This window comes from Brochothrix campestris, assembly GCF_046058945.1.
Lineage (GTDB): Bacteria > Bacillota > Bacilli > Lactobacillales > Listeriaceae > Brochothrix > Brochothrix campestris.
The window spans coordinates 303724-316688 of record NZ_CP175511.1 but is presented as its reverse complement, the minus strand read 5'-3'; the positions used below and the strand labels follow the sequence as shown (position 1 = coordinate 316688).

Sequence of the window (12965 nt, the reverse complement as noted above, 5' to 3'; positions counted from 1 at the left end):
GTCGAACCGACACGACCTTGCGGTCACAGGATTTTGAGTTTCAGCCAGAGACCCGATTTGATATTCTTACATAAAATTAAATAAGACTTAAGTCATCCATAACCAATTAGAATTGATTACAACTTAGTCTTTCAGGAAACTATTTGGTTACATATAGAAATTAATAGCAAGAACACATTCGCACTATCTCTTTCAATATATCTCTACTTGTATTGATTACTAACAAAGTATAGCATTTATTCAAACGCTTGTCTAGTGAAATTAGGCTAGATGGTTGAATATTTTGATTAGATGTTTATATATCCTCTATCTTTCTGTCTCAAAAAGGTCAGTTGTCATGATTAAGTAGATAGTTCCACCCTCAAATAGTTTTTGAATCAAGACAGAATCAACTCTTTCTAAAGGTATATTCCCTTTCTTGTACCTCAAAGCTCACGATTGTATTTCAATGGATTTTCTTCACTTGTTGTTAAAGACCTATCAGACTAAATAGTAACTAATAACTCAAACCACTTCTTAAACAACCTCTTAATGATGTCCTTTGATTTCTTATTTGGCATTTTAAGCCTTTATTTGTAACTCGTTCTTTCTTCCCTTCCGTTCTAAAGCAACTAATCCAAATTTAGAACGAGAACCGATCTCTTAGGGTACTGGAGCCTGTGCCCCCCTCTTAACGTGAAAAGTAACTCCTTCTTGCTAAATCAGCTAGAGCGTTTTTTCATACTCACATTAGGCAATATGAAATTTAACTTTGATTTTTCATCTTGCCAAGGATGAATTTTCACCACCCCCCACACACATTTTTTTGGAAATTCATACCGAAACAGGTACAGGGAGAAAAAAAGTGTGTGCCCTCACTAAGATAGTGGCATTATTCGCAGTCAGAACAATTCATCTTTCAACTTCCACAAGATGAATTTCAGACAAACAACAAGAACCCAAACCCAACATGCCTTATTTGCTATCGCAAAGCTTCTTATCACCTCTAAGTCTCTTACAACTCATCAAATTAAATACCACTTTCTTCTATTAATAGTGTAATTTTAGCACCTTAGATTATTCTTGCAATTAGAACTACTTTTCTATATCTTAGCTATGCTGATTCTAAAGCATAAATAAGCTTTTCATAATATAGATAAACTGATTGCAAAATAGATGTCTGCTTTTGACCATCTAGCTAAACTGATTTGCATAATAAACTGTAAATGATAACTCTCATTTACAACTTATTTCGAGTTCAGATGCCTAGATAATCGTACAAATAAATAATCGGTCAGTCCTATCTCATCATAAACCCAACATCCAATGTGAACCATAACTGAAATGACCAAATCAACCTTACTTCCTGCAAAACTAAGTTAAACCACAAGGCTAACCCTCAAATATAACTTTCTATATTTCCCATAGATAATTCAAGCTACATTATACCTAATAGATAGAGTAATAAAGCTAACAGGCTACGCATTACCCTGCCCAAAGCTAGATAGACCCCATCAAGTCCTACTGTAGAACAGACGTATTACTCCTGATACCTTTTCGAGGTATAAAGATGGTAAGCCTAGATACAGCAGTCAGATGTAATTTAGTAAACAGTTAGATACATAGTCAGAAAAATTTTAATGAGAGCTGGATGCTTTAGGATAGATAGAAATACGACATAGCTAGGTGCTCTAAAAAGCATCAGATGTTGATTTGTAGGGATTAAACTTTTTTTGACATTTATTTAGATGTTTTGAATACTATAGAAGTACTAAAGAAACAGTAACATTTATACAAGTTAACAAAGCATAGTTAACCATTTAAGGAGGTGATAGCCACTGAGTAGAACCGCTCAACAGATGAGTACAAGTTGTATGATTTTTCTTCATAAGTTCTTGTTTAAGGAAAATGTACAACTAGTACTAAGTAAAAGCTATACAAGCTTCAAGGTGACGTCTAGATGATTTTTAAAGGCATTGAAGTCGAAGTCAATTAGAAATGCTCTCTAGTGGGGTATTTGGGGCTAGTCGCAGTTTTTAATAACATTCTTTGATGCCTTATGAAACTACGACCCCCTAAAAAATTTTGAACGTCTCTGAAACCCGCTACACCTTAACTCTCTCAAAGGATTCCACCGTTTTTAATGTGAAAAGTCGAGTGTATCAAGGGATTAACACTGGTTTCCTAATAAGAAACCAAGCCCTTAAAGCAATCGACGCCCTTTTAAAGAGAAATTAATGTGTAGTAAGGACTTGAGTTATAAAAAATTTAAAGAAAAGAGGCAATAATGATGCATAACAAAAAGAAGAATGCAGGTCTTAGAGCAAGAAATTGGACACTTATCATTTATCTAGATAGTGCACCAGAAAACTGGAAAGAGATATTAACAGAGACTGGTGTCCCTTGGGCACATAGTCCACTACATGATAAAGATGTAGATGTTAATGGTTGTATTCTAAAACCACATTATCATGTAGTTATCAAATTTTCTCTACTGAAGTCTTATCAGCAAATGCTTAAACTAACTGGTAAACTACGTGCTCCAAATCCTCAAGTCTGTGTTTCACTCGTTGGTTCAGTTGTTCACTTTACTCATAGTAATAAATCAGATAAAGAAAAATATCAATATGACCAACAAGAGATTGAGTCTTATAACGGTCTTGATATTGAAGAACTACTGAAGCCAACAAAAACAGAGATGAATGAGATTTTAAAAGAAATACGAGCATTCATCATAGAAAATGACATTCAAGAGTTCTGGCGACTCTGTCAATATGCAGATAAAGAAACATCAAATTGGAGCAGAGTTATCAATACTAAACACACTCTTATCAATCAATTCGTTACAAGCTATAGACATAGTCGAGATAAAAGAAAGGAAGTCTTACAGGTAGATGAAATTCAACTTGAGTCAGCTCTATGCCTTCCAACTATAACTACAATTGAAGAGTACAAAAAGAGTCAAAAAAACGCAGAATTACAAGCCTTAGGTGTTAAGGAATACCAAGAATCATACGAATGTCAGTACTCGGTACAAGTATAAGTAAGAGACATTTCACTAATAAAAAATTAATTGATTTACGCTTGATTACACCTAATTAGTATTGGTAATAATCATACTCAGTTTGGTAAATAACTCATTTCAACAGATTCAAATGAGATAGAGCTAGATAATTAATTTAATATAAACCCACAGATTCTACTAAGTAGACTGTGGGTTTAATCTTGTATTTTAAACTCTTATACCGATAAGTAAACCATTTCGTTTAGGACAGGTACTACTTACTCAGAAGGCAAATAAACTCTGCCCTCTTTGATAACTTGAAAACCAAGTCTAATTTGTGAGGTTCGATGACAGAAGTTAACCGATCCAACCATTTAAAAGCTAAGCCTTATAAGTAACTAACCGAGACAGATGATATCTCGCCACTGAATAGTACAATGAAGCGAGTTTGATAATCTCCTCCCCACTCAAACCTATGGTATATAAGCTTTTATAATTTAAAACCTAGGTCAAACCCTTGGTACGAACGATTCCCTTGAAATTAAACCCCGAACCCCTTGAGCCATATAGCTTACAGACACTTTTTGTTCATGAACAAAATCGCATAGGGGGTCGTAGTATAAAAATCTGATTGCACAACCTGAAAAAGTATATAGCCAAATAACTCACTTATCCAATTCATACTCTCACTCTCGAGTACCGACCACAAACACAGTCTCCAAAACAGCGCAAAAAGACGTACACTGACAGTTTAAACTGATAACGATATTTTACATTTAAACACTAATACTCGCTCCTTTACAACGTCGAATCTAGCAATTAGAAATCATTTGAATTAAATATATTCCCAAACAAATCAATTTCATTAGGTAACATAGTAATCTTCATATCGTTAATATATTCTTCATTTATGACTTTTGATTCATCAAATCCATCAATAAGCCAATCTGAATTCCACAGAGAGTTTTCACTGGGGTTTTTAATTTTTTTACAAATTTTTGAGTTATATGCTTTATCTCTGTCATCAACTATCGAAAGCCGTTGAAGCCATAGTTCTACAAAATCTGTATTCGGTGTAGACTCAAATTTACAAGTTATCTTATCAATGATGTCTGATATCCTATCCTTCTCAATTAAAGTCACTAATTTACTTAATATCACAACACAATGTTCGATTGTATTGGGATTTTTCATCATTATATCTATTGTTATACTAATAAGCTGATTTATATCATTAGGTGTGGAGTCTAATTCACTAATTCTATACTTATATATATCAGATAATGCACGTCTTATGCTTCCAGAATGGGGGTACTTATCAGCTAATAGTTTAATTTGAATCAAATGTTTTTGAATACTCAATTTGAAGGCTATCTTACCTGATTCTTTATACTCTAGACTAGAACGCTTTACGTCCCAATATAATTTATCTGGCTTAATAGCATCTTTAATTATGTCACTAGAAATAAAAGTCTTACTTGTATTGAGTTTCATATTTATTTCAGCTAAGGTTTCAGATAGTGCCTTAATAATCCTTTCAACAGTATCTTTACTATTAGAAAAAATCCTATAATCATCTCTGTATCTCATAATATAAAAGTCTGATAAATTTAACTCCTTTAAACTAGCTGTTAACTTTGAATCAGCATAGCTTAACACAACTTCGGCAATAAAATCCATTAAAACACTACCTTGAGGAATTCCATTTGTTTGACCATGCCTCATATGTGTTATCTTTGCATCAATTTTATTACCAATACCTTTATGTTGACTTCTATTTTCTGACAATTTAGCCCACTCTTTTGTGTGGATAGCCCACGAAATAGTGTGTGTATAGATTGAATCATAGCAATTAGATACATCTGTATGACCACAATACTCATACTTAATAGCATGTCTAATTTGTGCCTGTTCTAAATTTTCCCACCAATTTAAGATAACTTCTGCTTTGTCACTCTTTTCCGAACGTGACTCTATTGGAAGTGAAATACACTCAACTAAAGAATCTGTATGAAGTTGTTTAACTCTTTCACAGATCACTTTCCAATCATCCTTCTTTGTAATAAGATTAACCAAATCTACATAAAGTAAAGGATGTATTAACTCAATAGGCCTCCAAGCATAATTACCATCTTTATTAGCTAAAATTAGGTGATTAACATTTTCATGGGTTGATAATTGCTTTTTCTTATCATCTATACTAAGTTTTTGAATGCTTTTTTTCTTCAACATGTCTTTGGCGACATTCAATATTGCTCCCATATCAAGATAAACTGGAAGACTTGAGGTTATATAACTTTCACTTTTTAACAAAAAAGCTTTTGCCTCATTATTTGTCATTTCTATAATACTTTTTCTAGTTTTTTTCATGGTAGTCTCCTTATTAGAATCATTAATATAGCTTTACTCACAGTTGTTCTTGTAATTTATTATACTACAATCAACTATTCGAAGATAACACCATTCTACATTTAAAGACTAGCACTCGCTCGCTTACAATGCCACAATTACTAATTAGAAGGAATAGCTTAAGCACCCCTAGTAAGTGAGTTAGGGTACTTTCTATTTTTGAATATAATTAAACCTAACCTAGCTACTCCTAACTAATTTAAACAGTCTCATATACTAAAAATCGTTTGCTTTTCAATTACCCACATGAGAAAATATTCATGTGAGGAAAGGTGGTAAATTGAGGACGGTATAATAATAATGACAGATTCAAAACGAACACAAGCCGAAGGTTTGGCAAAACAAGGAATTAGAGCTAAGAAAGTAACAGCCCACTTACTAATCTGTGGACTCGTATTATCAAGTTTAGCACTCCCTTTAACTTCCGTGTTAGCTCAAGAAACAAATGAGACAACAACGAGCAATCAAGCTAACCAAGAAACAGAACAAACAGCTACAGAAAAAGAAGTACCAGTAGCTTCCGAAACACCTAAATTAGAATCAGAAGCACCAGTTGCAGTTGAACCACAAGTCCCTGAGATATCAGAGAACGACTCAGAGACTCCAACAGAAGTAGAAAGAACCTACCATTTAGGAAGTGATGGGTTTTGGTATGCTGATGACAGAGAAGAACATATAGGTATTAATAATTATGTCGATATAGATTTCACCTTCACAGATAAAGAAACTGGTGAAGTTCTCGCCACTTTGAAGGAAGATAAATACTATTTTGATGTGGAATCTGGATTTTTTGTAGATTTAACTACAATAGGAGTTGATACCACTAATTATGGGCTTTTACTTGATTCACAAGAAGTAATTAAAAATCTGCATAATCCTATACTAGTAAATGGTCAACCTACTGAATATTATTCTCTCCTTTCATTTAAAAAAGCAGAACTATTTAATGACGGAGCTGGCAAGATGACATTAGTAGTGCCACTAGATAGATTATCTGACACACTACCACCAACTATTGACGAAGAAAATAGACCTGTACTAAAGGAAACAATCACAGAAGCTAAGACATACTTGGATAAAGATAAGTATCAAGCAAAATATGTGGACGCTTTAGACACAGCAATCAAATCAGGTGAACAAGCATTAACTGATAACCCTCAAGTACAAGCACGTACCTTGGTGGATAACACTTCAACTAATGAAAAAGTATTCCAAGAACACATTGATGCAATCAATAGTGCTTTAGCTGATGTAAAAGCTAATCCATTATCTAACCCAGTTGACCCTGTAGACCCTACCGATCCTGTAGACCCTACTAATCCTGTAGACCCTGCTAACCCTGTAGACCAAGTTAAACCAGGAACTACAAATGTATCAACTAAACCAAACAAAAAGGTTGCCTCAAAAGACAATTCAACTAACACTCTTCCACAAACTGGTGAGTCAAACAACCCATTAATCAATTCATTGGGATTTGGTTCAATCGCAATTGCCACATTGGCATGGTTCTTCAAGCGTAAACGCACTTAATTACAACTTGTAAACCTTTAATTGAACCAAAAAGGAGGACAGAACTTTTGAAAGCATTATTAATTACTTTTCTCATTGGGGTATTTTTCTTTGGTGTACTAACAGGCATACCTGTAGGTAGTGTTTTATTGTACGGTATACTACTTTTAATCGCAGTCATCGTCTTTAAAGGAATGCTATTTAAAAACATGGTGAAAAAAGATGCAGAATTTGACAGTAGATACTCCAAGCATTACAGAAAATACCGCAACAAGTTCGACAGATAAGAAAACAAGTAGTAAAGGAGTAGATTAAGTGAATAAAGATTCAGATAAAAATAGTTTGATACACAGGATAAACTACAAGGTGACAATGTGGATGATGACTGGAAAGATACCAAGTGATGAACACAATACAACTCATAATCATGGCTTTAGCTATGTTGCGATATTCAAGATAGTAAATCTCTTAGCTGCGATACTCGTATTCATCATTGCTTTTTTAGTTGAGCAATCTCTGTTTCTTTTTGGATATGGTGCACCCGGAATCATTTTGTTGGGGTTGTTAAATCTAGTTATTGCTTTTATAGTATACTGGATACTGACTCTACCCATTAAGCTGTTTGAAAATATAGCTATTATAGCGAAAAACAGCACTGATATAAGAAATAAGCTGTACAAATAACATTTCCAACCACTAAAACAACTAAAATAACACCATACTTTCCTCACACGAGGGGTCATTTGATTAAAAAGACCCATCCACTCGAGGAGTGTAGCCTAAGCATTATTTTTTAAAGAATAACATCCCTACATACCCCTCAACGTCCTCAGAATAGCTCTAAAGCGAATTTCCCTGTCCTTCCCATATGATAACATTTAATTTGGAAACAACGCTTAAAACCGTTTTTCTAGCTTTTAAAGGCGTCTCCTAAAATCCTATCTGACCAACAAAATCATCTAACTTTCCAATTAATAACTAGCCTTACCCAAACTAAGTTTGTTTTCATTCTTACTCATCAAGCTAATGTAAACGCATACAGGTTGTTGTTTAATTTTAAGAAGCATAAGAAAATAGCTCTACCATAGGGGTTTAGCCTACGGCAGAGCTATTTTTGCATTTTCGGCACTAGTATTCATTCAATACTAGATCATATGGGGTCTTTTTAATCAAATGACCCCTACCAAACCTTTGATTGACAAGGGCTAGCTTCTTATCGCAAGCTAAGTAGGGGCATTTTTCCAAAAAGTCCTTAAAATAACCCATCGAAGGAGACTAGAACCATGGCACAAAGACAGAATCATAATGTACAACCCATCAAGGACTCAATCATTCTCAAACAGGTACAGGACACACTTTTAAACAACTTCAAGGCAGGCAGACGAAACTACACAATCTTCCAATTCGGGAAAGCGACCTTATTACGAGTAAGTGACGTCTTATCCCTCGAGTATTCAGACGTGTTCACAGAATCAGGGGTACTCAAAGAACGTGCACACACAAAAGACCAAAAGACAGGTAAACCAAATACACTCTACTTAAAGCCACTAGAAAAAGACCTTATCATTTATCATGACTACTTGAAAGAACAAGGCATAAAAAGTAAATGGCTCTTCCCCTCCTCTACCAATCCAGACAACTGCATAACTAGAAAGCAATACTACAAAATCATGGACAAGACAGGCGACTTATTAGGACTTAACTATCTTGGTACTCACACGATGAGAAAAACTGGAGCTTATAGAGTATATGAACAAACTAAATATGATATTGGGTTTGTCATGAAGCTGCTTAACCATTCAGACCAAAAATCAACACTTAGTTACCTAGGCTTAGACGAAGTCACAAAAGAAGCAGTATTAGACGAAATTAATTTTGGTTAACCTAGATAAGACAGCTCACGAGTTGTCTTATTTATTTTGCCTTCTTTGGGGTACTGAACTCTGATTATAATTATTTGACTTGTATCTTCCAGCTTGTCGAATAGATATACTCACGGATCACTTGATTTTAAATCTCACTCAACCCAACTGACACAAACTCATTTTACTGTAACTTATACTTAATTTTCCAGTCAATTATTTACTGTCATTTTAACTTTAGAACAAAGAGCTAATGAATCAGATAAATCAACTTAGATTTTCAGTTATTTTGCTTCTTTATCTTGGGGTACTCAGAAGTTGTTTTCACTACCCTAGATATTGATTTTCACCTTAGGTGAAATCGTCTAACTCTGATACTAAAAGACCCTACTCGCTTTTAACTTCCGATGCTCTTTTGACCAGTATATAAAGAAATATTTTAGGATAAAGGGGCTGGACTTTAATTCAGATGTTTTAAATAATTATTTAAGTCAGTTAGAACTGATTTAAAACTATTATATCGGAGGAAAACAAACATGAATATTCCATTAATAAACAAACAAGGTTTAATCAACTTAGGTTATGGACATTGCACAGCAGAACGAATCATTAAACAAACTAAAGCTCAATTAGTTGAAGAAGGAATCACTTTTTACGACAATAAACGACTAGGTCTTGTACCAGTTATAACAGTTGAAGGTATGCTTGGAATTAAAATACCGTTAGAACTAGAAGGAGTGTGCTAATAATGTCAGTCACAAAAGAAAAAGGTAAAGACACATGGAAACTAGATATCTCTAAGGGGTACAATGCTGTTACTGGCAAGCGAAACCGATTCATTAAAAGGAATATAAAGACCCGTAAGGAGGCTTTAGAATTAGAAAGTTACTACAGAATGACGAAATATGGTGACTACTCTACTATTAAGGGAGCTTCACTCGACATCTTATACGAGATAATGAAAGCTGAAGACAAGAAAAAACAACGCAAAGAGAGCTATATTTCATCGCAAAACGGTAATTATAATAAACACTTTTCACCCTACTTCAAACACGCAACCATTGGCCTTTTAACCTACAAAGATATTGACGCATTCAGAGAAACATTGTTAGATAAAGATTTAACTAACAACACTGTCAATAAACAAATGATCTTAATGAAAAAACTATTAGACATTGCCGTTAAGGAAGGCTTTCTTAATGAAAACCCCTGTTCTCAGATTAAAAGACTGCCAGTACCTAAGCATAAGATGAACTACTGGACTGTAAAAGATTTCCAACAATTTTTGACCTTACTAGAACCAGATGATAGCTCATATAAATTAATTTTCAAGGTGCTTTTTTCAACTGGTATGCGTATTGGTGAATTGCTAGGGTTAACGTGGAAAGACATCGACTTTAACAGAAAAGAAATTGACGTAAATAAAACACTTATACATCTTCCAGGGAGAACCATACTCAACGAACCAAAAACAGATGCCAGTATACGTAAAATCACAATTCAAAGTAACTTAGCAGATGAATTACAGTCATGGAAAGAGACTCAAACTGCTAGGTTGTCACGATTTACTGATGATGTAGAACAATTACAAGTCTTTCAGTTTGCTCCTAGTATAATCTCTCGATACATGGTAACTAACAAGTATAACGCTATTTTAGAGCGAACAACAGAGCTAAAACGGATTCGGATTCATGACTTTAGGCACTCACATGTTGCCTTATTAATTGAGAATGGAGAAAAGCAATTTCCAATCAAAGAAAGACTCGGTCACGCCTCTATTCAAACGACTTACGACACATATGGACATCTTTACCCAAGTAAGCAAAAAAGCATGTCAGACAAGCTAAATGACCTATTTTAAAAAGAAAGAGCTTGAACGTAAAAGTAACGTTTAGGCTCTTTCTTTGAGTGTATCAAATATATATTAGTTTAAGACAATTCCTTCAAAAATGTTACCCCTTACTCGAGTTCGACTCAATCAATTTTAGTAACAAACTGTTAAAACACTGTTTATCTGTTTCTAAATTACCAAAGAATACATTATCAATCCCCTCAACCAAAGGCAAAGCTTTAGATAAAACTACTCTTCCCTCTTCTGTAAGCATAATTGACTTAGCTCTAGTGTCAACTGATGATTCTTGACGAAACAATAATTTTGTCTTTTCTAAATTTCTAATGATTGTAGATACTGTCATTACATCAATATCAGCTTGTTTAGAAATATCTACCTGTGATACTTCTTTATTTCTTTGACTAAGATAACCTAAAGATGCAAGTACTGTGAACTGCGGATGAGTTAGATTCACAGTTTTTAATTCATCTTTAATTAGTTTATGCCAAAGGTTATACACCTTTATAAATGATAGACCAGTTGATTCATTAGGTGTACTCTGAAAATCAGATGATAAGCTACTATCCATTTGCAACCTCTAAAAGTGAAAATACAGATTTAGGAACAGAAGAAAACACTTGAGAAACAAGACCTAAATCTTCAGATATAGCCTTTCTGTTAAGTGGTACAAATTCAACTGAGTGTTTTACTAATGTTTTGTCATCAATCTTAGAAATTTCATGACTAAAATAGATTTCTCCAATAGATGGAATAATTGTCTTATTAGTAAATTCCTTATTAGTCGTAACAGACTCTAAAACAAACGTTACCTGAGGACGTCCTACTAACTTCATAGTGCCATGTGTACCTGTTTTAAATTCACTTTCTAATGATATATCTTCTAAGTCAGACTCCCATGAGAACCATTTATTTACATCTTCGTATAGCCCCCAAACTTGCTCAAGTGTTGCATCTGTTTTTAATTCAAAACTAAATTTCATTGTAATAGCCTTCTCTCTTTTTATAGTAAGTACACTTATAGTATAAACACTTATTAAATAGGTGTCAATGATTTATTTTGAATTAATAGATATTAGTGTTGTAAAGTGAATACACATGCATACCTTCATTCACACGACTTACGACACATATGGACATCTTTACCCAAGTAAGTAGAAAAGCATGTCAGACAAGTTAAATGACCTCTTTTAACACAAGCCATAACCCACAATAAGCCACTCATTCCCTAACGAATTGAGTGGCTTATTGTGGGTTAGTTATAAAAATAATTAGTAAGGTAAAATCGAATTAGTTATCCTTACATTTTCAAAGCCATTGCTAGAAAGAAGTGAGTTAACTACTGAATATTCAACGTCACTACCAGTTTGAATAATTACTTCAGAAAGCATTCGTCCCATTAATCCACAAGAAACAAAAGGAACATCATCTACATAAAATTCAGGAGCTACTTGATTGCCATCTGTAATATTTAAAATGATAAACCTTCCCTCTTCTTCTTGGTATAACAGAGGGTTCTTTAACATGACTGCATATAAGAGTAGAGCCTTTAGACAATTATTCATAATTTCTTCCATATCTGGTGGGTCAAACTGCATGTTCCTTGACGATCTTAACCACTGAACTAAAACTACAGATAGCCTTTTCTTTTGTTCTTCTTGATTATATAGAACTTTTAAAGGGAAAACATACGCACTACCTACTGTATAGTCCATTAGATTATCTTTCCCATTTGAAAAATGGGTACCCAACTCTTCCATTAAAACCTTGGTATTCATTTTTAGCGCAACACCTTTTTTATTTCCATAATTGCCCCATAAAGCCTGAGAAGCTTCATTTTCAGAGAAAGACCACAGGTATATATCAAATTTAACGCCTTGAATTATACTTTTGAAATCACTTATTTCACTATCGCTAGCTCCTAATTCTTTAAGTAAGGATTCACTTAATTCGTAAGTATAACTAAATTCTTTTGGGTCATTCATATAAGATTTGCTTTTAATCCAAAACTTTTTTCCTGTAACAATAGAAGCTAAATTATCATAGCTTGTATAATGATATAATTCAGTGTTATCCTCAATTAGAAAGTCTTTAGCAATATTTACAGGATGTGCATATTTTTGAAATTCAGAATTTTCATCATACATTTCTATCAATGCTTGTTCACCATCTTTAGGTAACCTTTCAAGTGCTCTTCTAAGGTCATTAGGCAATATAGAAAAATCAACTAAGTCTTTAAGTCTTTTCTCCAACTCTATCCCTTCCTTCATCACAATTATTCTTCTTAAGATAATTAAAGTATACCATATATATCGGAAACATTTATGGCTCAAATTGGAGACTCTCCTAAAAA

Annotated in this window: 11 protein-coding genes; 7 read left to right on the top strand and 4 right to left on the bottom strand. The window is 33.8% G+C overall.

Features of this window, described 5'->3' with window-relative positions; all coding sequences use genetic code 11:
- Window positions 1–2269 precede the first annotated feature (2269 nt).
- Entirely contained in the window at window positions 2270–3022 is a 753-nt protein-coding gene (locus ACJYYY_RS01620; protein WP_051456925.1) for a replication protein, read from the top strand.
- Window positions 3023–3802: 780 nt separating this feature from the next.
- Here ACJYYY_RS01620 and ACJYYY_RS01615 read toward each other — a convergent pair.
- Window positions 3803–5353, bottom strand: a complete 1551-nt coding sequence (locus ACJYYY_RS01615) for an RNA-directed DNA polymerase (RefSeq protein ID WP_408869023.1) — start codon at window positions 5351–5353, stop codon at window positions 3803–3805.
- A gap of 339 nt (window positions 5354–5692) precedes the next feature.
- On the opposite strand from ACJYYY_RS01615, the gene ACJYYY_RS01610 reads away from it, so the two are divergent.
- From ACJYYY_RS01610 to ACJYYY_RS01585, 6 genes are all read left to right on the top strand, one after another.
- A complete protein-coding gene (locus ACJYYY_RS01610; RefSeq protein ID WP_035314539.1) occupies window positions 5693–6922 on the top strand; it encodes an LPXTG cell wall anchor domain-containing protein in 1230 nt (409 codons plus the stop codon).
- A 47-nt stretch (window positions 6923–6969) separates the two neighbouring features.
- Entirely contained in the window at window positions 6970–7188 is a 219-nt protein-coding gene (locus ACJYYY_RS01605; protein ID WP_035314541.1) for a hypothetical protein, read from the top strand.
- Window positions 7189–7216: 28 nt separating this feature from the next.
- Complete coding sequence (locus tag ACJYYY_RS01600) at window positions 7217–7585, top strand: hypothetical protein (protein WP_035314543.1); 369 nt, start codon at window positions 7217–7219, stop codon at window positions 7583–7585.
- Window positions 7586–8184: 599 nt separating this feature from the next.
- Window positions 8185–8784 carry a tyrosine-type recombinase/integrase gene (locus ACJYYY_RS01595; RefSeq protein WP_035314545.1) on the top strand — a complete coding sequence of 200 codons (600 nt, stop codon included), beginning with the start codon at window positions 8185–8187 and terminating at the stop codon, window positions 8782–8784.
- Between the two features lie 515 nt (window positions 8785–9299).
- The gene (locus tag ACJYYY_RS01590; RefSeq protein ID WP_035314547.1) at window positions 9300–9509 is read left to right on the top strand and encodes a DUF3173 family protein; all 210 of its coding nucleotides are present in this window, start codon (window positions 9300–9302) and stop codon (window positions 9507–9509) included.
- A 2-nt stretch (window positions 9510–9511) separates the two neighbouring features.
- The gene (locus ACJYYY_RS01585) at window positions 9512–10624 is read left to right on the top strand and encodes a tyrosine-type recombinase/integrase (RefSeq protein WP_408869022.1); all 1113 of its coding nucleotides are present in this window, start codon (window positions 9512–9514) and stop codon (window positions 10622–10624) included.
- Between the two features lie 91 nt (window positions 10625–10715).
- Here the strand turns inward: ACJYYY_RS01585 and ACJYYY_RS01580 are convergent, their stop codons facing one another.
- The 3 genes from ACJYYY_RS01580 to ACJYYY_RS01570 form a co-directional block, all read right to left on the bottom strand.
- On the bottom strand, window positions 10716–11183 hold the full coding sequence (locus ACJYYY_RS01580) for a MarR family winged helix-turn-helix transcriptional regulator (RefSeq protein WP_035314549.1): 468 nt from the start codon (window positions 11181–11183) through the stop codon (window positions 10716–10718).
- The gene (locus ACJYYY_RS01575) at window positions 11176–11595 is read right to left on the bottom strand and encodes a hypothetical protein (RefSeq protein ID WP_035314550.1); all 420 of its coding nucleotides are present in this window, start codon (window positions 11593–11595) and stop codon (window positions 11176–11178) included. The genes ACJYYY_RS01580 and ACJYYY_RS01575 overlap by 8 nt, the downstream gene beginning before the upstream one ends.
- A 288-nt stretch (window positions 11596–11883) precedes the next feature.
- Window positions 11884–12882, bottom strand: a complete 999-nt coding sequence (locus ACJYYY_RS01570; RefSeq protein ID WP_035314551.1) for a DUF2971 domain-containing protein — start codon at window positions 12880–12882, stop codon at window positions 11884–11886.
- Between the last annotated feature and the right edge of the window lie 83 nt (window positions 12883–12965).

Bases quoted from the DNA above. Each gene is read 5' to 3' on its own strand.
- ACJYYY_RS01620 (WP_051456925.1), top strand. From the start codon at position 2,270: ATGCATAACAAAAAGAAGAATGCAGGTCTTAGAGCAAGAAATTGGACA.
- ACJYYY_RS01615 (WP_408869023.1), bottom strand. From the start codon at position 5,353: ATGAAAAAAACTAGAAAAAGTATTATAGAAATGACAAATAATGAGGCA.
- ACJYYY_RS01610 (WP_035314539.1), top strand. From the start codon at position 5,693: ATGACAGATTCAAAACGAACACAAGCCGAAGGTTTGGCAAAACAAGGA.
- ACJYYY_RS01595 (WP_035314545.1), top strand. From the start codon at position 8,185: ATGGCACAAAGACAGAATCATAATGTACAACCCATCAAGGACTCAATC.
- ACJYYY_RS01590 (WP_035314547.1), top strand. From the start codon at position 9,300: ATGAATATTCCATTAATAAACAAACAAGGTTTAATCAACTTAGGTTAT.
- ACJYYY_RS01585 (WP_408869022.1), top strand. From the start codon at position 9,512: ATGTCAGTCACAAAAGAAAAAGGTAAAGACACATGGAAACTAGATATC.
- ACJYYY_RS01580 (WP_035314549.1), bottom strand. From the start codon at position 11,183: ATGGATAGTAGCTTATCATCTGATTTTCAGAGTACACCTAATGAATCA.
- ACJYYY_RS01575 (WP_035314550.1), bottom strand. From the start codon at position 11,595: ATGAAATTTAGTTTTGAATTAAAAACAGATGCAACACTTGAGCAAGTT.
- ACJYYY_RS01570 (WP_035314551.1), bottom strand. From the start codon at position 12,882: ATGAAGGAAGGGATAGAGTTGGAGAAAAGACTTAAAGACTTAGTTGAT.